Origin of the sequence: Candidatus Providencia siddallii, from assembly GCF_964026685.1 — a bacterium.
Classification (GTDB): domain Bacteria; phylum Pseudomonadota; class Gammaproteobacteria; order Enterobacterales; family Enterobacteriaceae; genus Providencia_A; species Providencia_A siddallii_A.
The window spans coordinates 215,668-236,315 of sequence record NZ_OZ034688.1 but is presented as its reverse complement, the minus strand read 5'-3'; the positions used below and the strand labels follow the sequence as shown (position 1 = coordinate 236,315).

Sequence of the window (20,648 nt, the reverse complement as noted above, 5' to 3'; positions counted from 1 at the left end):
ATGTTTTTAAATGAACTATCTCCTGCTAAAGGTTCAAAACGAAAATCAAAACGTACAGGTCGCGGCGTTGGATCTGGCCTAGGAAAAACAAGTGGACGTGGTCACAAAGGACAAAAATCCCGCTCTGGATGTAAAATACGTCGTGGGTTTGAAGGAGGACAAATGCCATTATATAGACGTTTACCAAAATTTGGATTTACTTCTAGAAAAAAAATATTTACTTCAGAAATTCGTTTATCAGATATCAATAAAATTGAAAGCAATATTATTGATTTAAATATACTAAAATCAGCTAAAATTATTAATAATAATATAAAATATATAAAAATTATCTTATCAGGAACTATAGATCGTGCAATCACTATACGAAATACTCGTATTACAAAAGGTGCTATTGCAGCAATAAAAAAATCTGGTGGAAAAATTGAGGAAAAAATTAATAATGACTGTTAAACAACCAGGATTATATTTTCAAAGTTCTAAAAATGGAATTAACGAATTAAAAAATAGAATATTATTTGTATTAATTTCTTTAGTTATTTTTAGAATTGGATCTTTTATCCCTATACCTGGTATAGACGCTGGAGTTCTTTCTAAATTATTAATAAAACAGCAAGGTACAATAATTGAAATGTTTAATATGTTTTCTGGTGGTGCTCTAAGTAGAGCTTCAATATTTGCACTAGGAATTATGCCATATGTTTCTGCATCAATTATTATACAATTATTATCTGTAATACATCCAAAATTATCAGAGATAAAAAAAGAAGGAGAATCTGGTCGTAGAAAACTAAATAAATACACTCGTTTTAGCACTTTAATATTAGCTATTTTTCAATCAATAGGAATTGCAGTTGGTTTACCAAATATGCCAGGAATGCAAAAAATAATAATAAATCCAGGTTTTCAATTTTATACAGTTGCTATTATTAGTTTAGTAACTGGAACTATGTTTTTAATGTGGCTTGGTGAACAAATAACAGAAAGAGGAATAGGTAACGGTATATCAATTATAATATTTGCTGGTATTGTAGCTGGATTACCACCAGCAATAGGACATACAATCGAACAAACACGTCAAGGTGAATTACATTTCATATTATTATTATTCGTTAGTATATTAATACTAACAGTAACTTCATTTGTTATTTTTATGGAACGTGGACAACGTAAAATAATAGTTAATTATGCAAAACGTCAACAAGGACGTCGTATTTATGCAGCACAACGTACACATTTACCTCTAAAAGTAAATATGGCTGGTGTAATTCCTGCAATTTTTGCTTCTAGCATAATTTTATTTCCAGGAACAATAACATCTTGGTTTGGTGATGGAATTGGATGTAATTGGTTAATAACAATATCAATGTATTTACAACCTGGACAGCCGTTATACGTTTTATTTTATGCATCATCAATAATTTTCTTTTGTTTTTTTTATACAAATTTGGTATTTAATCCAAAAGAAACAGCGGATAATTTAAAAAAATCTGGCGCTTTTGTACCAGGGATTAGACCTGGTGAACAAACTGCTAAATATTTAAATAAAGTAATGACTCGTTTGACATTAATAGGTGGTTTATATATTACTTTTATTTGTTTAATTCCTGAATTTATGCGTGATGCAATGAAAGTACCTTTTTATTTTGGAGGAACATCACTTTTAATAGTAGTTGTTGTTATTATGGATTTTATGACTCAAATACAAACATTAATGATGTCTAGTCAATACGAATCTGTATTAAAAAAAGCAAACCTTAAAAGTAAATAAATGTAATTTATTTATTAATTGGAAAAAAAATGAAAGTAAAAACATCTGTAAAAAAATTATGTAATAATTGCAAAATTGTTCGTCGAAATGGTAATATTCGAATAATTTGCAAAATTGAACCAAGACATAAACAACGTCAAGGTTAAAATATATTATTATTAAAAATTTAATAAAAAATATAAAATTAACTAATTAACCTTTTATTTATATAATACATTATTGAAACGGGCTTTTTAGCACAATAATGTAATAACTTAGGAACAAAACAAATGGCCCGTATAGCAGGCATAAATATTCCTGATCATAAACATACAGTAATAGCTTTAACATCGATCTTTGGAATAGGAAAAAGTCGTTCACAAAACATTTGCGACACAAAAAATATTAATAGATATACTAAAATTAGTGATTTATCCGATGAGGAAATAGATAAAATACGTGATGAAATTACAAAATATATTATAGAAGGTGATTTACGTAGAATAAATACATTAAATATAAAACGATTAATAGACCTTGGATGTTATCGTGGATTACGTCACCGACGTAATCTTCCAGTGCGAGGGCAACGAACGAAAACAAACGCAAGAACACGCAAAGGACCTCGTAAATCAATCAAGAAATAAGGTATTAAAATGGCAAAAGCAGTATTGCGCACACGAAAACGTACAAAAAAACAACTTTCAGATGGCATAGCTCATATCCATGCTTCTTTTAATAACACTATAGTAACTATTACAGATCGTAGTGGTAATGTACTAACTTGGGCTTCTTCTGCTGCTTCAGGATTTCGTGGTTCTAGAAAATCAACGCCATTTGCAGCTCAAGTAGCTGCAGAACGTTGTGCTGAATCAGTAAAAGAATATGGTATAAAAAATTTAGAAGTTATGGTTAATGGACCTGGGCCTGGTCGTGAATCAACAATTAGAGCACTTAATACAGCTGGGTTTCGTATCACTAATATTACTGATGTAACCCCTATCCCACATAATGGTTGTCGTCCACCTAAAAGACGACGAGTTTGATGATGTTACATAAGAAATATTGGAGAAAAAAATGGCAAAATATTTAAGAGCAAAACTGAAATTAAGTCGTCGTGAAGGAACTGATTTATTTTTAAAATCTGGAATTTGCGCTATTGAATCTAAATGTAAATTGAATCATGCACCAGGTCAACATGGAGCTAAAAAACATAGACTTTCTGATTATGGAATTCAATTACGTGAAAAACAAAAAGTTAAACGTATTTATGGTATTTTAGAACGTCAATTTCATAATTATTATAAAAAAGCTACTAGATTAAAAGGTAATACAGGAGAAAATTTACTCACACTTTTAGAAAAACGTTTAGATAATGTAGTTTATCGTATGGGATTTGGTTCAACTCGAGCAGAAGCACGTCAAATAGTAAATCATAAATCTATTATGGTAAATGATAATATTATCAATATACCTTCTTTTTTAGTTTCAAAAAATGATATTATCAGCATTCGAGAAAAAGCTAAAAAACAAACTCGCATTAAATCAGCTTTACTTTTATCAGAACAACGAGAAAAACCATCTTGGTTAGAAATAGATTCTAAAAAGATGAAAGGAATATTTAAACGAATTCCAGAGCGTACTGATTTATCTGCAGATATTAATGAACATCTGATAGTAGAGCTTTACTCTAAATAAATGTTAAGCATAATGGAGAAGAGACAATGCAGAATTCTGTAACAAATTTTCTAAAACCACGCTTAGTAAATATAGAGCAAATAAGTTCCACACATGCAAAAATAACACTCGAACCTTTAGAACGAGGTTTTGGACATACGCTTGGTAATGCATTGAGACGTATTTTACTATCATCTTTACCAGGTTGCGCAGTAACAGAAGTTGAAATAGACGGTATATTACATGAGTACAGTACAAAAGAAGGTGTTCAAGAAGATATTCTTGAAATTATTTTAAATCTAAAAGGATTAGCAATAAAAGTTTTTAATAAAAATGAAGTTATTTTGACATTAAATAAAAATGGTATTGGTCCTGTGACTGCAGATGATATAAATCAAAATGAAGATTTTGAAATCGTTAATCCAAAATATGTTATTTGTAATCTTACTAACAAAAATGCATCTATTAATATGAAAATAAAAGTACAACGTGGACGTGGATATATTCCAGCATACACAAGAGTCCATTTAGAAGAAAATAATCGATCAATTGGTCGTTTATTAGTAGATGCGTGTTATAGTCCTATAGAACGTATTTCATATAATATTGAAGCCGCTCGTGTTGAACAAAGAACTGATCTGGATAAATTAATAATCGAAATGGAAACAAACGGTACAATAGATCCTGAAGAAGCTATTCGTTGCGCAGCTACTATTTTATCTGAACAACTTGAATCTTTTATTGATTTACGTAATATAAAACAACCTGAAATTGAAGAAAAAAAACCAGAATTTGAACCAATATTATTACGTCCAGTCGATGATTTAGAATTAACTGTACGATCTGCTAATTGTTTAAAAGCAGAAGCTATCCATTATATCGGTGATTTAGTTCAACGTACAGAAGTTGAATTACTTAAAACTCCTAATCTTGGAAAAAAATCTCTTACTGAAATTAAAGATGTTTTAGCATCTCGTGGTTTTTCTTTAGGAATGCGTTTAGAAAATTGGCCACCAGCAAGTATTTCCGATGATTAATAAAAATGAAATTAAGGATTAAATTATGCGTCATAGTAAAAATCGTTGCAAATTAAATAAAAGCAGTAGTCATAGAAAAATTATGTTTAGAAATATGATAAATTCTTTAATTAATCATGAATTAATTAAAACAACTTTATCTAAAGCAAAAGAACTACGTCGCATAATTGAACCTATAATTACTGTTGCTAAAATAGATAATGTATCTAATAGACGATTGGCATTTGCTAAAATTCGTAATAATAAAACAGTAACTAAATTATTCAATATATTAGGACCAAACTTTTTAAATAGAACTGGAGGATATACTCGTATTCTTAAATGTGGATATCGAATTGGTGATAAAGCACCAATGGCATATATTAGTTTTACTAATTATAATATTAAACATAAAAAAGATAATAAAAGTTAATATAATAAAAAGAAGATCATATATTTGGTCTTCTTACTTTTTATTCTTTAAAAAATATACAAACAAATATTTCAATTTAATAATTTTTTTTGTTTTTTATAAAAAATTATTAAATTGAAATATTTGTTCAATATCTGAAACAGAATTTTTATCTGAAATAAATATTATTAAATGATCATTATGTTCAATAATATAATTATCTGATGCAATAATAACTTCATCTTTCTTTATTATTGCTCCAATTATAACTCCTTCAGGAAATTTTATATCTGAAATTTTTTTATTAATTATTTTTGATGTATTTTTATTTTTATCAACAACAGCCTCAATTACTTCTGCTGCACATTTTTTTAAAGAAAAAACATTAATAATTTCTGCTTTTCTAACATGTCTTAGTAAAGAAGAAATAGTAGCTTGTTGAGGAGATAAAGCAATATCAATTGTTTTATCTTTTATTAAACCAAGATAAGCTGAATTTTGAATAAGCGATACAACTTTTTTTACACCAATCTTTTTTGCCAACATAGATGACATAATATTAATTTCATCATTATCAGTTAATGCAATAAATATATCCATTTGTTCAACATGTTCTTCAGATAGTAATTCTTGATCTGATGCATTACCATGAAAAATAATTGTATTATGTAAAAATTCAGCAAGTTTAATAGCACGTTGTTTATTTTTTTCAATAAGTTTAATATTATATTTCTTTTCTAATTTTTTAGCTAAACCAAAACCAATATTTCCACCTCCAACAATCATTAATCGTTTATAAGATCTTTCAAGCCGTTGAAATTCACTTATTACTATTCTAATATGTTCAGTAGATACAATAAAAAATATTTCATCATCAACTTCTATAACTGTAGATCCTTTTGGTTTAACAGTTTTTTTTTTACGAAAAATCGCAACAATATAAACATTAACATCAGATATATGCTTATGTAAATTTAAAAGCGTTTTTCCTATAAGATATCCACCATAATAAGCTTTTATTGAAACAAGACTAATTTTACCTTCTGCAAAACTAACAACTTGTAATGCTCCAGGATATTTAATAACATTAAATATATAATCTATAACTATTTGTTCAGGAGAAATTAAATAATCTATAGGAATTTGTTCATATAAAAATAACTTTTTTGATTCACGCATATACTCAGATGATCTAATACGAGCAACTTTTTTAGGTATACTAAAAATAGAATGAGCTATCTGACAAGCAATCATATTTACTTCATCAGAATTAGTTACAGCTATTAACATATCAGTATTTTTTGCTCCAGCATCTTTAAGCACACAAGGATGAGATCCGTATCCATTTACAACACGTAAATCAAATTGTTTTTGCAAAAGACGTAATCTATTTGCATTTAAATCAACAATAGTAATATCATTATTTTTATTAACTAAATTTTCAGCAAGTGTTATTCCAACTTTACCTGCACCTAAAATGATAATTTTCATTATTATGTATTTTATACAGCATTTTAATATGTAATATATATAAATAATAATTTTTAAGATTTTAATTTTTTTAAAAATTATTATTTATAGAATTATTTTTCTAAGAAAATATAAATAATATACTAAATATAAAACATAAATTTATTTAATAAAAATATTAATTTATTTTAAAATTTGATTAGGTATAAAAAATTTTTTATAATAATTAATTATATTTCGTATATCAACCGATTTTTTACCTGGTAACTGTAATTGAATTAAATTTAAAGTATTATTACCAGTAGCAATATATATTCCTTTTTTATCTACACTAACAATTGTTCCTGGTATTTTGGAATACGATTCTGAAATTACTTCAACTTTTCATACTTTTATTAATTGTTTTTCTAATAAAAAATAACTTATAGGCCATGGATTAAATGCACGAACATACCGTTCAATTTGAATAGCACTTTCATTCCAATTTATTTTTGCTTCTTTTTTTAAAATTTTTTTAGTATAACTTGCAAAATTATTATTTTGTTTTTCATAATTACATTTATTATTTAAAATTAATTTAATAACTTTTATTAATGAAATCGAACCTATTTTGGATAATTTATCACATAACGTTGCACTAGTATCATTTTTCTTTATAGGTATAATTGATTTATAAAGTATATCACCAGTATCTATACCAACATCCATTTTTATAATAGTTATACCAGTTTTATCGTCTCCAGAATGAATAGAATATTGAATTGGTGCTGGTCCTCTCCAACGAGGTAACAAAGAAGCATGAACATTTATACATCCTAACTTAGGTATATCTAATATAGATTGTGGTAAAATTAATCCATATGCAACCACAATTAATAAATCAACTTTTTTATATTTAATCCATTGATGAATTTCTATATTTTTAAAATTAATCGGTTGAGAAAAAGATATGAAATATTTTTCAGAAAGAATTTTAACAGGATTTTTTTTTATTTTTTTACCTCTACCTGATGGTTTATCACAAGTAGTAATAACACCAACTATTTGATAATTATTTTTAATTAATGTTAACAAATGTTTAGCTGCAAAATCTGTTGTTCCTGCAAAAATAATTTTTAACTGTTTAAACACATAAAACCCATTTCTTAACTATTTCATTTAATTTAAAATAATATTTTTAAATTTATCAATTTTTTTTAATTTTTTACAAATACGTTGACGTTTTAAAAAAGATAAGTAATCAATAAATAATTTTCCAAAAAGATGATCTATTTCATGTTGAATACAAACAGCTAAAAGATCATTAGCTTCAATCTCAAATAAATTACCGTTATAATTTAATGCACGAACCTTAATATGTTTAGATCTTAATATAAATGCATATTGATTTGGTATCGAAAGACATCCTTCTTTTATATAAATTTCACCTGATCTATTTAATATTTCTGGATTAATAAATATATTATTTTTTTCAGATAATTCAGTATTATTAATTACAAAAATACGATGATGAACATTAACTTGTGTTGCAGCAAGACCAATACCTTTTTTTTCATACATAATATTAATCATTTCATCTATAATTCGTTGAATTTTTATATTAACTTTATTAATATGTTTGGCTATTATACGTAATCGTTTATCTGGATAAGATAATATATTTAAATTTGACATAATTTTAAAAAAAATAATATACTATTAAAAACAAATAAAACTTTCTTAAAATAATGAATACTTCTTATAAAAATATTTTTTTATTATATTAAATTAAAATTAATTATTAAATATTTTTTATATAAATAAAAATATTGAATAACATAATATTATATTATAACAAAAATTATCTTATCTTTATATAAAAATATAAAATATTAAAAAAATTTATTAAAATAATTCTATATAATTTTCTTTAAAAAATAAAAATTTCGCTAATTATAATTAAATAAAAAAATATATTCAATAATAAATTTATTATTTTTACAATATGAAAAATAAATACATAGAAAATGCGATTAAATATCTAAATAAAAAAAAAATTATTGCATATCCAACTGAATCAGTATTTGGTTTAGGTTGTGATCCAGATTGTGAAATTGCAGTAAATACTTTACTAAAACTAAAACAGCGTTCAATAGAAAAAGGTTTTATACTTATTTCTAACAATTATCAAAATTTTAAAAAATATATAAATGATAATTCTTTAACTGAAAAACAAAAAAAAATTATGTTTTCTACATGGCCTGGACATATAACATGAACTATTCAAGCAAAAATAACAACACCAAAATGGTTAACAGGTAAATTTGACACATTAGCTATAAGAATTATTAATTATGAACCTATTAAAACTTTATGCAACAAATATGGAAAACCTATTATATCAACAAGTGCTAATTTAAATGGACAAAAACCATGTAAAACAAAAAATGAAGTTATTAAACTTTTTAAAAATATATATGTTATCGACGGATTAATTGGAGGATCAACAAAACAATCTGAAATTAGAAATTCAAAAACTGGTGAAATATATCGAAAAGGATAAAATATAATGAAAATTTTTGCACTTTTTGGAAATCCAATAATTCATAGTAAATCACCTTTTATATATAAAATGTATGCAAAACAAATAGGAATTTCTATTAAATACAAAAAAATTTCGACTTCAAAAAAAAATTTTAAAAAAGATATAATTAATTTTTTTTTAAATGGTGGTCATGGAGCAAATATCACATCACCATTTAAAGAAATAGCATTCAAAATAGTTTCAAAAACAACTAAAAGAGCACAAATCTGTGGTTCAGTTAATACAATAATTAAATTAAATGACAATTTTTTGCTTGGTGATAATACAGATGGAATAGGTTTATTATTAGATTTAAAACAAAATAATTATATTCATACTAATAGTAATATATTAATATTAGGTGCTGGAGGTTCTACTCGCGGCATATTACACCCATTATTAAATTATGGATGTAATATTACTTTAATAAACAGAACTTTTTATAAAGCAAATAAATTAATTCATATTTTTACAAAATTCGGAAATATAAAATGTAAGAAAAACAATGAAAATATTATAACTAATTTTGATTTAATCATTAACGCAACATCTTCAAGCATGAATAATGAAATGCCAAAAATAACTACAAAAATTTTTAAAAAAAATACTATTTATTATGATTTATTTTATCAAAATAAATTAACACCTTTTTTAAAATATGCAAAAAATAATAAAGCTAATAAACTTTCTGATGGATTAGGTATGCTTGTTTGGCAAGCAGCAATATCTTTTAAATGTTGGTTTGGAAAAATACCAGACGTAATTCCAGTATTATTAAAATTAAAAAAAAATAAAACTCATATATAAAATTTATATATAATATTTTATTATAAAATTATATATAAAAAAACAAAAAAATAATTTATACTATAAATATATTTTTTTAAAAAATATATTTATAGTATAAAACTAATAAATAAAAATAAAAATATTAAAAATACAACTTGACTTACTAAAAAAAAAATATAGCATCATATTATAAAAAAATTATTTATATTTAATAAATTTTGTATTAAAAATAATTTTAAATATTTTTAATAAAAAATTTATTAAATATAAATACCAAATAGTAAAAATTATGGAGCGGTAGTTCAGTTGGTAAGAATATCTGCCTGTCACGCAGAGGGTCGCGGGTTCAAATCCCGTCCGTTCCGCCACTATAGGGGCGTAGTTCAATATGGTAGAGCACCGGTCTCCAAAACCGGGTGTTGGGAGTTCGAAACTCTCCGCCCCTGCGAATTAAAACTATTTTATAAAAAATAAAATATACATTTCTATTAATAATTAACAATTATTTTTTTAAATACATATTTTTCTACAAAAATAAATATTATTTTAATAAAAAATTAATTTTCTAAAAAATTTAACTAATATTCATACAATATACTAACATTTTTATTACAACAATTAGTTAAAAATATTATGACACAAGGTATATTATATATTATTTCAGCACCAAGCGGGACAGGAAAATCAAGCTTAATTAATTCTCTATTAAAGAATTATATTTTTAATAATATCAAAGTTTCTATTTCTTATACAACAAGAACAATTCGCTCTGGAGAAAAAAATGGAAAACATTATTTTTTCATTTCTAAAAGTAAATTTTTAAAAAAAATCAAAAATAATGATTTTTTAGAATATGCATATATTTTTGAAAATTATTATGGAACATCAAAAATAATGATAGAAAAATTATTAAATAATTACACAGATGTTATTCTTAATATAGATTGGCAAGGAGCTTTACAAATAAGAAAAAAAATATTAAAAACACGTAGTATTTTTATTCTTCCTCCATCAAAAACACAACTTTTTCATAGATTAAAAACACGTGGACAAGATAATAAAGAAACAATAAAAAAACGTATTTCATACGCTATAAATGAAATAGAACATTTTAATGAATATGATTATTTAATTATAAATGATGATTTTAATACAGCTTTAAATGATTTACAATCAATTATACGAAGTGAGCATTTAAAACTAAAATACCAAATAAAAAAAACTAATATTTTAATTAACAATTTCTTAAAAAAATAAAAATAATTTAAAATAAAATATTTTATTTTTGGAGTATAAATATTTTATGGCTCGAATAACAGTACAAAATGCAGTAGAAAAAATAGGTAATCGTTTTGATTTAGTATTAATAGCAGCACGAAGAGCTCGTCAATTACAAACAGGAATAAAAAATTCTTTAGTTCCTGAAGAAAATGATAAACCTACAGTTATAGCATTACGAGAACTAGAAAAAGGATTAATTAATTCTGATATTTTAAACAAATATGAATATCAAGAATATGAAAATAAAAAACAAATAAAATTCAATCATTTTCTTAAAATATAAAAGATCATCGCTAATCACTAAAAGTGAGGTCTGAATTGCATTTATTTGAAAAACTTAATTTAATTATTCAAGAATATCTTACAAATGAACATATTGAATTATTAAAAAAAGCATATTTAATAGCACGAAAAGCACATGAAGGACAAACCAGATTCAGCGGAGAATCTTACATAACACATCCAATAGCAGTTGCTTGCATTTTAGCTAAAATGCATTTAGAACACGAAATATTAATGGCAGCATTATTACATGATACAATTGAAGACACACAAACAACATTTGACGATATAAAACAATTAGTCGGGAAAACTGTTGCTGATCTTGTAGAAGGAGTATCAAAATTAGATAAACTTAATTTTCGCAATGAAAAAGAAGAGCAAGTAGAAAATTTACGAAAAATTATTATTGCTATGATAAAAGATACTAGAGTTATTCTAATAAAACTAGCAGATCGTTTGCATAATATGCAAACGATTAATTCATTAAGATATGATAAAAAAATACGTATTGCACGTGAAACTTTAGAAATTTACAGCCCACTTGCTAATAAACTCGGAATTAACTATATAAAAAATAAATTAGAAAATTTTGGATTTAAAACATTATATCCAAAAAAATATCGCATTATAAAAAAAATAATTGAATCAGCTAATAATAATCATAAAATTTTAACAAAAAAAATATTTTTTGAAATTAATAAATGTTTAACAAAAATGAATTTTAATTATTATATTAACTTACACGAAAAAACTTTATATTCGATATATCAAAAAATCCAACAAAAAAAACAACATTTTTATTCAATTATGAATATTTATGTGTTTATTATAATTGTTCAAGATATAGATACTTGTTATAGAGTTTTAGGTAAAATTCACAGTTTATATAAACCACATCCATGAAAAATTAAAGATTATATTGCAATTCCTAAAGCAAATGGATATCAATCACTGCATACATCTTTAATTGGACCTCAAGGAATACCTATAAAAATTTATATTCGTACAAAAGAAATGAATCAAATTACTAAAATTGGAATAGCAATACATTGGAAATATAAAAAACAAAACAATAATTATTATCATATACAATTAAGAACATGGAAATGGATACGAAATTTAAAACAATTACAACAAAATACTGTTAATTCATTTGAATTTATCAAAAATGTAAAATTAGATTTATTTCCTAATGAAATTTATGTTTTTACACCAAAAGGACATATTATTGAGTTACCAATAGGAGCAACACCTGTTGATTTTGCTTATGCTGTTCATACAGATATAGGTCATAAATGTATAGCAGCTCATGTTGATTGTAAATTTTACCCATTATCAAAATCATTAATAAGCGGGCAAACTATTAAAATCATTACATCTCAAAAAAAAAAACCAAATGCATCATGGTTAAATTTTGTTGTTAGTTCAAAAGCACGTAGTAAAATACGTCATCTTTTAAAAAATTTAAATAAAGAAAATTTAATTAATTAAAAAAAATAAATTAAAAAACATAATAAATATTATTACAATCAAAAATTTACAAAATAATTCACAATAAAAATAAAAAACTTAAAATTTTTAACAAAAATAAAAAAAATAAATTTAATTAATCATTAATAAACATTAATTAATCAAAATAATAATTTTAAATAAAACTAATTAAAAAATAAAATCCATAAAAATAAAAATATATTTTACTATAACAAAATATTATTTAAATCATATTTAATTAACAATTATAACGTGTATAATATAAAATATAATAAATATTTTATATTTTAATAAAAAACTTTAATAAAAAAAATATTTTAATTAATAAAACAATTAAAAAAATATATATTTAATAAATAATATTTTAAAAAATAAATAATATTCTTTTAAAAAAATTCTTTTATAAATTTATATCACCAATCATATTTTCTGGACGAACAAATTTATCAAATTGCTCTTCTGTTAAATAATTTAATGCTAAAGCTGATTCTTTAAGAGTTAAGTTTTCTTTATATGCTTTTTTTGCAATTTCAGCAGATTTATCATAACCAATATGTGTATTTAAAATAGTTACAAGCATTAAAGATTTATTTAATAATTCATTAATACGTTTATAATTAGCTTTTATACCTATAACACAATTTTTATTAAAACTTTTAATACCATCAGATAATAATTCTACAGATTGTAAAAAATTATATATTAACATCGGACGAAAAACATTTAATTCAAAATTACCTGATGATCCACCTATATTAATAGATACATCATTTCCCATTACTTGAGCACAAATCATATTTAACGATTCACATTGAGTTGGATTAACTTTACCAGGCATAATTGAACTTCCAGGTTCATTTTCAGGTATAAAAATTTCACCAATACCACAACGTGGTCCAGATGATAACCACCTAATATCATTTGATATTTTCATTAATGATACTGCTAAACCTTTTAATGAACCATGAGAATGAACTAAAGCATCACAAGTAGAAATAGATTCAAACTTATTAGGAGAAGTTATAAAAAGATGTTTTGTTAATTCAGAAATTTTTTCGGCAACCATTATTGAATATTCTGAATGAGTATTTAATCCTGTACCTACTGCTGTACCTCCTAAAGCTATTTCACGAACATGAGATAACGAATTTTCTATGTGTACAAAATTATTCATTAACATAGACGACCAACCTGAAATTTCTTGACCTAAAGTTAACGGTGTAGCATCTTGTAAATGAGTTCTGCCTATTTTGATTACATTTTTAAATTCTTTTGCTTTTATATTTAATGTATTAAACAAATTTTTTACTTCAGGTAATAAATTTTCACAAATATTTAAAATAACTGAAATATGCATTGCAGTTGGAAAAACATCATTAGAACTTTGATTTTTATTTACATCATCATTAGGATGAATAATACGTCCAATTCCTTTTTTACTTCCAAGAATTTCGCTTGCTCTATTAGCTAAAACTTCATTCATATTCATATTAGTTTGAGTACCAGAACCAGTTTGCCATATAACAAGAGGAAATTCATTTATATGTTTATTAGATAAAATTTCATCAGCAGCAGAAATAATTGCTAATCCATATTCTTTTTTTAATAATCCTAAATCAATATTTACAATAGCAGAAGCTTTTTTAACTATTGCTAAAGCACGTATTAAAGATATTGGCATTTTTTCTGTTGAAATACAAAAATATTTTAAAGAACGTTGAGTTTGTGCCCCCCATAATCTATTATCAGGTACTTCAATTGTTCCAAAAGAATCTTTTTCTATACGAGTTTTTTCCATAAATATTTTTCCTTTTATAATATTGTTTAAAATATATATTTATGTATAAATATATTACTTATATATATAATTTATTATTTTACTAACAAATAATATTCTTATATAAAAAAACGATCAAATATTTATTTAATTTTTATAAAAAATTACATAAATTTTAACATAAAATTATATATATCTATTCTATAAAAAATAATATTTTAAAATACATTATAAATTTAATCCTAATAAAATAATTTAAATATCTATATTAATTATGTAATATTATTTAAAATAAATAATAAATATTATTAATTGTAATATCAATAAATAATAATTTTACTATTATAAAACAATAACAATGAATAGAGAAAAACGAATAAAAATTTTATTTCGTTTAAAAAACAATAATCCAAATCCCACTACAGAATTAAAATATAATTCACATTTTGAATTATTAGTATCTACATTACTTTCAGCTAAAAGTACAGATATTAGTGTAAATAAAGCTACAATAAATCTATATAAAATAGCTAATACACCTGAAAAAATGATATTGATTGGAATCGATGGGATAAAAAAATATATTAAAACAATTGGTTTGTATAATAAAAAAGCTAAAAATATATATAAAACATGTAATATTTTAATTAAAAAATATAATAGTCAAATACCAAAAAATAAAATTCTTCTTAAAAAATTACCAGGTATAGGTGATAAAACAGCTAATATAATTCTTAATGTTATATTTGGTTTACCTACAATTGCTGTAGATACTCATATTTTTCGTGTATGTAATAGAACAGGTTTTGCAACCGGTAAAAATGTAACTATAATTGAAAAAAAATTACTTAAAATTGTACCTAAAAAATTTAAAATTAATTTTCATAATTGGTTTTTATTGCATGGAAAATATGTTTGTAAATCAAAAAAACCTACTTGTTATTCTTGCATAATAAAAGACTTATGCGATTTTAATAAATATTATATATAAAATCTTTTTAAATAAAATTAATGAATGCTTTTAAAAACAACTTATTTATTTTTAAAATTTAAAAAAATACAAATAATATAAATTATTTTTTTTAATAAATTTTATATCAATAAAAAATAATATAACATAAATAATAAAAATATTTTTACAAATTTATAAATAACATTATGTTATTATATCAATAATAATAATTTAAATAATTAAAATATTATTTATTAAGAGATACACTTTTAGATAAATATAATTTATTTATTGAATTATTAATTTGCTTAAGTATAAAAGATTGATTATTAGTACGCGTAATAGATCGACCAATAACTATATAATCAGATCCTTTTTTTATTGCATCTTCTGGAGTCATGATATTTTCATGATCATCTGAACTATCACCTAAAATACGAATTCCAGGTGTAATTAATTTAAAATCAACGCCACATGCTTTTCTTAATTCTTGAATTTCACTAGTAGAACAAATAACACCATCAAGACCACATGCCTTACTTAATAAAGCAAGATGTTTTGTATATTTACGAAGATTAATATATATACCTAAACGATTAAAATCTAACTGATTTAAATTAGTTAAAACTGTAACTGCTGTTAATAATGGAGCATCATAAGAATAATTTTTTAAAGCGTTTTTTGCAGCTTCCATCATACGAACACCACCAATAGCATGAATATTTACCATCCATACACCCATATCTGCTGCTGCGGCAACTGCACGTGAAACAGTATAAGAAATATCATGAAATTTTAAATCTAAAAAAACATCAAAACCACGATCATGAAGTATTTTAACAATACTAGGACCATTAATAGTAAAAATTTCTTGTCCAACTTTTAATTTACAATCTTTTGGATTTATATTATCAATAAAAGCTAATGCTTCGTTAATATTTTTATAATCTAATGCAACAATAATTTTTTGATTAAAACATAATGATTTTTCTTTTAAATTAGACATTTTAAAACCTTTTTATTAGTTAATTAATATAGTTAATAAATTTAAAATATAATATAATTATTAATATTTTTACAAAAAATAATATTAAAAACTAACTTCACATATATTAATAATACTAATATATTTAATATAATAAAATATATTCAAAAACAATATCTTATATTTCAAAAATATCTTGATATTTTTTTAAACAATTAAATAAAATAATAAAATTTAAATTTTTAAAAAAATCATTTCAAACAAAATTCAAAATACTTAAATATTATAATTTTTAATATTTAATAAAAATATATATATATTAAATTAAAACAATAAAATTATAAATAATAAAAAAAAATTAAAAAATATTAATTTTTATTTACTTTGTTTTTTTATAAAATTTTTATATATAAAAATTTTATAAAAAAACAAAGTAAATATTGCACTAATTATAATTGAAGCTATAACATCAATAGGCCAATGCATTCCTAATAATATACGACTAAAAGATACCCCTTCAGCCCATATTATTAATATAATAAATAAAAAATATTTTTTACGATGCCAAAAAAAAATTATAAATAAAAACAACCAATCAAAAACAAACAACACATGACCTGATGGAAACGAATAACTAGTTTCGCTTTGCCAATGTTTATATTGTAATACAGATACGTTATTTTGTTTAGCAATCTTTTCAATTAAATATATACGTTCATATTTTTTTAAATCATAAAAATTTAAATTTATTCTTTTATTTTTATTATATAACCAAATAACATAAGGTCTTGGTTTTTGAAAAATATTTTTAATTAATATTTTAAAACATTGTTGTGAAAATATACAAAATAATAAAATAATCGCTATTTGAAATTGTTTTTTTTTATTATTAATAAAATATAATATAAAATATAAAAATATAACTGATAATAAAATAGCATACGGAAAACCAGCTGTATTAGTTAATAATAAAAAATATTTTATTAATTTACTATCAATTTCTTGAAAACAAGTTAAATTTTTAAAAATTATAAAAAAATAAGGAATTATTAATATAATAGAAAAAAAAATAATAATTAAAGTTATTTTTTTCATTTTTTTCTTTTTAAAAAAATATTTTTTACTTTTATTTAACTTTGATATAGTAATACTATACATTAATAATATATATATCAAAAATATATTTTAAAATATAAAAGTATAAATAATTATTTAAAACTGCATCTGTTTTTTATATTGATAAAACATTATCAATCCAAAAAGAATTATAACACCAATGAGAAAAAATATGCAGCTAAAAATCATTGCACAAACTAAAATACCTACTCCATTTGGTCAATTTATTATGATTGGTTTTGAAGAAAAACTAACAAAACAAGATCATATAGCATTAATTTTTGGTGATATTTCAGGTTATAAACCTGTATTAAGCCGTATTCATTCTGAATGTTTAACTGGTGATGCATTATTTAGTTTACGTTGTGATTGCGGTTTTCAATTAAAAACTGCTTTAATTCAAATAAGCAAAGAAGGTCGTGGAGTTCTTTTATATCATAGACAAGAAGGTAGAAATATTGGTTTACTTAATAAAATTCGTGCTTATAGTTTACAAGATCAAGGATTTGATACAGTAGAGGCAAATATAAAATTAGGTTTTAAAGCAGATGAACGTGATTTTACAATATGTGCTGATATGTATAAATTATTAGGTATAAAAAAAATTCGATTATTAACTAATAATCCTAAAAAAGTAGATATAATGAGAAACGCAAAAATTAACGTGATTGAACGAGTTCCATTGATAGTTGGTCGTAATCCAAATAATAAAAATTATTTAGATATAAAAGCAAAAAAAATGGGACATATTTTATTATAATTTTTAATTAATTTTAAAAATTATAAAATATTTTTTTTATAAAATATATATTCATATATTATAGTTTTATATTATATTATAAGTATAATAATAAACAATAACAATTAAATATAAAAAAATATTTTTAAAAAACTTGACTATATTTATACATACATATTAAAATATCAATTAATGATATATTAATTCTTAATGAAATTTTCTTCAAAAAATTCAAATAAATACACATTTAATTTTTAAATAATTTTATAAAAAATAAGGAATTATTACGTGCATAACAATATGATAATTTTATTCATTGGGATATCAACATTTTCTTCTTTTACAAATCAAGTTATAGCAAAAGAAATATTTTATAATAAAAATCAAAAAATTATATTATCAGATTCAATTCAACCCGGTGATGATTTTTATAATTACGTTAATAATAATTGGATAAATAACGCAAAAATTCCAAATGGGATGCCACGAATTAATTCTTTTATTGATTTATATTTAATTTTAGAAAAACAATTACAACATATAATTAATGAACTTCAAATAATTAATGAAAGCAAACTTGACCATAACCAACGAAATATTCGTAATCTCTATTTAAGCTACATAAATAAAGATATTATTGAAAAAATTGGAATTCTTCCTATAAAAAATGATTTAAAAACAATTAAACAAGCAAAAAACCACAATGAAATAAGTAATTTAATGACATCACCATACTATAGTTCAATAATTAATTATTGGGTAGATTTAGATGCTAAAAATCCAAAAGAATATATTTTATATATAAGTCAAGGAAATTTAGAACTACCTAATCGTAATTATTATCTTGAAAATTCAGATCAAATGAAAAAAATTCGTAAAGATTATTATAATTATATAACAATTATTTTAAAAAAATTAGGTGAAAATAATGTTAATAATAGAGCAAAAAAAATACTTGAATTAGAAAAATCTATAGCTAAAATACATTGAACACCTGAAGAACAACGTGATACCATTAAAAATTATAATGCTATGTCATTACAGGAAATGAAAAATTTTACAAATGGATTTAATTGGGATTTTTTTATAAAAAAAAATAAATTAAATGAAGAAAAACTTAAAAAAATTATTGTAGAAACAGATAGCTCTGTACAAAATACAATAAAAATATTTCTTAACACACAAATTTCAACTATTAAAGATTATCTTATTTTAAAACATATAAATAGATATGCAGGTTTTTTAAACAAAGAATTTTTTGATATACATTTTAATTTTTTTTCAAAAAAACTTTATGGTATAAAAAAACAAAGAACAAGAAAACAAAAAGCTTTACAAATAATTAATTCACTTCAAGGTGAAGCTCTAGGAAAAATATATGTCAAAAAATATTTTAATCAAAATTCAAAAGAAAAAATTCAAGAATTAGTTAACAATATACGAAAAACATTTAGTGAACGATTAAAAAACAACAATTGGATGGATTCATTTACACAACAAGAAGCATTAAAAAAACTTGATAATTTTTCAATAAAAATTGGTTATCCAGATAAATGGAATGATTTTAGTGATATAAATCTTAATTCAAAAACACTTATAAATAATTACAAACAAATTTTAAAATGGAATAATAAAAATACACTAAGTAAATTAGGACAACCAAATCGTAAATGGGAATGGGAAATGACACCTCAAACTGTAAATGCATATTTTAATCCAGTTCAAAATGAAATAGTATTCCCTGCAGCAATATTACAGGCTCCATTTTTCGATTGTAATGTTGATCCTGCATATAATTATGGTTCAATTGGAGCAGTTATTGCACATGAAATGGGACATGCTTTTGATGATCAAGGAAGTTTATATGACAGTACAGGTCAATTACGAAATTGGTGGAGCGATACAGCTAAAAATAATTTTAAAGAAAAAACAAAAAAATTAATAAACCAATACAATACTTTTGAAGTAAATGGTAAAAAAATAAATGGAAATTTAACACTTGGAGAAAACATTGGAGATTTAGGTGGATTAAATATAGCTTTAAATTCATATAAACATTACACAAAAAAAAATTATTTAAAAAAATCTCAAAAAAATAATTATAAAATTGGATTACAATATTTTTTTATTTCATGGGCTAGAATATGGCGTGAATTATCTAATAAAGAATCAGAACTTAATAGAATTATAACAGATCCTCATAGTCCATACAAATTTCGCACTAATGGTGTTATTCGTAACATTGAAGAATGGTATATAGCATTTGATGTAAATGAAAATAACAAACTTTATTTAAAACCTGAAGAACGAGTTTTTATTTGGTAAAAATATTTTAATTTTTTAATTAT

The 20,648-nt window shown here is 22.7% G+C and carries 20 protein-coding genes, 2 tRNA genes and 2 pseudogenes; 18 read left to right on the top strand and 6 right to left on the bottom strand.

All coding sequences use genetic code 4. The features are described 5' to 3' along the window. From rplO to rplQ, 8 genes and pseudogenes are all read left to right on the top strand, one after another. A complete protein-coding gene (rplO, locus tag AAGD61_RS00970) occupies positions 1-453 on the top strand; it encodes a 50S ribosomal protein L15 (RefSeq protein WP_341765175.1) in 453 nt (150 codons plus the stop codon). Continuing rightward, a complete protein-coding gene (gene secY, locus AAGD61_RS00965) occupies positions 443-1,771 on the top strand; it encodes a preprotein translocase subunit SecY (RefSeq protein ID WP_341765174.1) in 1,329 nt (442 codons plus the stop codon). Before rplO ends, secY begins: the two co-directional genes overlap by 11 nt. 29 nt (positions 1,772-1,800) lie before the next feature. Then, on the top strand, positions 1,801-1,917 hold the full coding sequence (gene rpmJ / locus AAGD61_RS00960; RefSeq protein ID WP_341765173.1) for a 50S ribosomal protein L36: 117 nt from the start codon (positions 1,801-1,803) through the stop codon (positions 1,915-1,917). 123 nt (positions 1,918-2,040) lie between these two features. Beyond that, complete coding sequence (gene rpsM, locus AAGD61_RS00955; RefSeq protein WP_341765172.1) at positions 2,041-2,397, top strand: 30S ribosomal protein S13; 357 nt, start codon at positions 2,041-2,043, stop codon at positions 2,395-2,397. Between the two features lie 9 nt (positions 2,398-2,406). Beyond that, positions 2,407-2,793 (top strand): annotated as a pseudogene (gene rpsK, locus AAGD61_RS00950) (30S ribosomal protein S11); the annotation flags it as partial. A 34-nt stretch (positions 2,794-2,827) separates the two neighbouring features. Continuing rightward, entirely contained in the window at positions 2,828-3,448 is a 621-nt protein-coding gene (rpsD, locus tag AAGD61_RS00945) for a 30S ribosomal protein S4 (RefSeq protein WP_341765171.1), read from the top strand. Between the two features lie 26 nt (positions 3,449-3,474). After that, entirely contained in the window at positions 3,475-4,464 is a 990-nt protein-coding gene (locus AAGD61_RS00940) for a DNA-directed RNA polymerase subunit alpha (RefSeq protein ID WP_341765170.1), read from the top strand. A 25-nt stretch (positions 4,465-4,489) separates the two neighbouring features. Further along, positions 4,490-4,876: a 50S ribosomal protein L17 gene (rplQ, locus tag AAGD61_RS00935; protein ID WP_341765169.1), complete on the top strand. Its 387-nt coding sequence runs from the start codon at positions 4,490-4,492 to the stop codon at positions 4,874-4,876. Between the two features lie 96 nt (positions 4,877-4,972). Here the strand turns inward: rplQ and trkA are convergent, their stop codons facing one another. The 3 genes from trkA to def form a co-directional block, all read right to left on the bottom strand. Continuing rightward, positions 4,973-6,346: a Trk system potassium transporter TrkA gene (trkA, locus tag AAGD61_RS00930; RefSeq protein ID WP_341765168.1), complete on the bottom strand. Its 1,374-nt coding sequence runs from the start codon at positions 6,344-6,346 to the stop codon at positions 4,973-4,975. Positions 6,347-6,508: 162 nt separating this feature from the next. After that, a complete protein-coding gene (gene fmt / locus AAGD61_RS00925) occupies positions 6,509-7,456 on the bottom strand; it encodes a methionyl-tRNA formyltransferase (RefSeq protein ID WP_341765167.1) in 948 nt (315 codons plus the stop codon). A 27-nt stretch (positions 7,457-7,483) separates the two neighbouring features. Continuing rightward, entirely contained in the window at positions 7,484-7,999 is a 516-nt protein-coding gene (gene def / locus AAGD61_RS00920; protein WP_341765166.1) for a peptide deformylase, read from the bottom strand. A 310-nt stretch (positions 8,000-8,309) separates the two neighbouring features. Here def and AAGD61_RS00915 point away from each other — a divergent pair, with 310 nt between their 5' ends. The 7 genes and pseudogenes from AAGD61_RS00915 to AAGD61_RS00885 all read left to right on the top strand — a co-directional run. Further along, positions 8,310-8,867, top strand: coding sequence for a Sua5/YciO/YrdC/YwlC family protein (locus AAGD61_RS00915; protein WP_341765165.1), 558 nt, complete (start codon positions 8,310-8,312; stop codon positions 8,865-8,867). Positions 8,868-8,873: 6 nt separating this feature from the next. After that, positions 8,874-9,695 carry a shikimate dehydrogenase gene (aroE, locus tag AAGD61_RS00910; RefSeq protein ID WP_341765164.1) on the top strand — a complete coding sequence of 274 codons (822 nt, stop codon included), beginning with the start codon at positions 8,874-8,876 and terminating at the stop codon, positions 9,693-9,695. A gap of 273 nt (positions 9,696-9,968) precedes the next feature. Beyond that, positions 9,969-10,045 (top strand) — tRNA-Asp (locus AAGD61_RS00905). A gap of 4 nt (positions 10,046-10,049) precedes the next feature. Beyond that, positions 10,050-10,123, top strand: a tRNA-Trp gene (locus tag AAGD61_RS00900). Positions 10,124-10,310: 187 nt separating this feature from the next. Further along, the gene (gene gmk, locus AAGD61_RS00895) at positions 10,311-10,934 is read left to right on the top strand and encodes a guanylate kinase (RefSeq protein ID WP_341765163.1); all 624 of its coding nucleotides are present in this window, start codon (positions 10,311-10,313) and stop codon (positions 10,932-10,934) included. A 46-nt stretch (positions 10,935-10,980) separates the two neighbouring features. Continuing rightward, complete coding sequence (gene rpoZ, locus AAGD61_RS00890) at positions 10,981-11,241, top strand: DNA-directed RNA polymerase subunit omega (protein ID WP_341765162.1); 261 nt, start codon at positions 10,981-10,983, stop codon at positions 11,239-11,241. 35 nt (positions 11,242-11,276) lie between these two features. Then, a pseudogene (locus AAGD61_RS00885) lies at positions 11,277-12,728 on the top strand (RelA/SpoT family protein); the annotation flags it as partial. 403 nt (positions 12,729-13,131) lie between these two features. On the opposite strand, the gene fumC reads toward AAGD61_RS00885, so the two are convergent. Beyond that, positions 13,132-14,529 (bottom strand): class II fumarate hydratase, encoded by a 1,398-nt coding sequence (fumC, locus tag AAGD61_RS00880; protein ID WP_341765161.1) that lies wholly within the window; start codon positions 14,527-14,529, stop codon positions 13,132-13,134. 337 nt (positions 14,530-14,866) lie between these two features. On the opposite strand from fumC, the gene nth reads away from it, so the two are divergent. After that, positions 14,867-15,499 carry an endonuclease III gene (nth, locus tag AAGD61_RS00875; protein ID WP_341765160.1) on the top strand — a complete coding sequence of 211 codons (633 nt, stop codon included), beginning with the start codon at positions 14,867-14,869 and terminating at the stop codon, positions 15,497-15,499. A gap of 208 nt (positions 15,500-15,707) precedes the next feature. Here the strand turns inward: nth and pyrF are convergent, their stop codons facing one another. Further along, positions 15,708-16,466, bottom strand: a complete 759-nt coding sequence (gene pyrF / locus AAGD61_RS00870; protein ID WP_341765159.1) for an orotidine-5'-phosphate decarboxylase — start codon at positions 16,464-16,466, stop codon at positions 15,708-15,710. A gap of 354 nt (positions 16,467-16,820) precedes the next feature. Continuing rightward, positions 16,821-17,540 (bottom strand): phosphatase PAP2 family protein, encoded by a 720-nt coding sequence (locus AAGD61_RS00865; protein WP_341765158.1) that lies wholly within the window; start codon positions 17,538-17,540, stop codon positions 16,821-16,823. A gap of 193 nt (positions 17,541-17,733) precedes the next feature. Here AAGD61_RS00865 and ribA point away from each other — a divergent pair, with 193 nt between their 5' ends. After that, positions 17,734-18,321 carry a GTP cyclohydrolase II gene (gene ribA, locus AAGD61_RS00860; RefSeq protein ID WP_341765157.1) on the top strand — a complete coding sequence of 196 codons (588 nt, stop codon included), beginning with the start codon at positions 17,734-17,736 and terminating at the stop codon, positions 18,319-18,321. A 267-nt stretch (positions 18,322-18,588) separates the two neighbouring features. Further along, positions 18,589-20,625, top strand: a complete 2,037-nt coding sequence (locus AAGD61_RS00855) for a M13 family metallopeptidase (protein ID WP_341765156.1) — start codon at positions 18,589-18,591, stop codon at positions 20,623-20,625. Positions 20,626-20,648 lie beyond the last annotated feature (23 nt).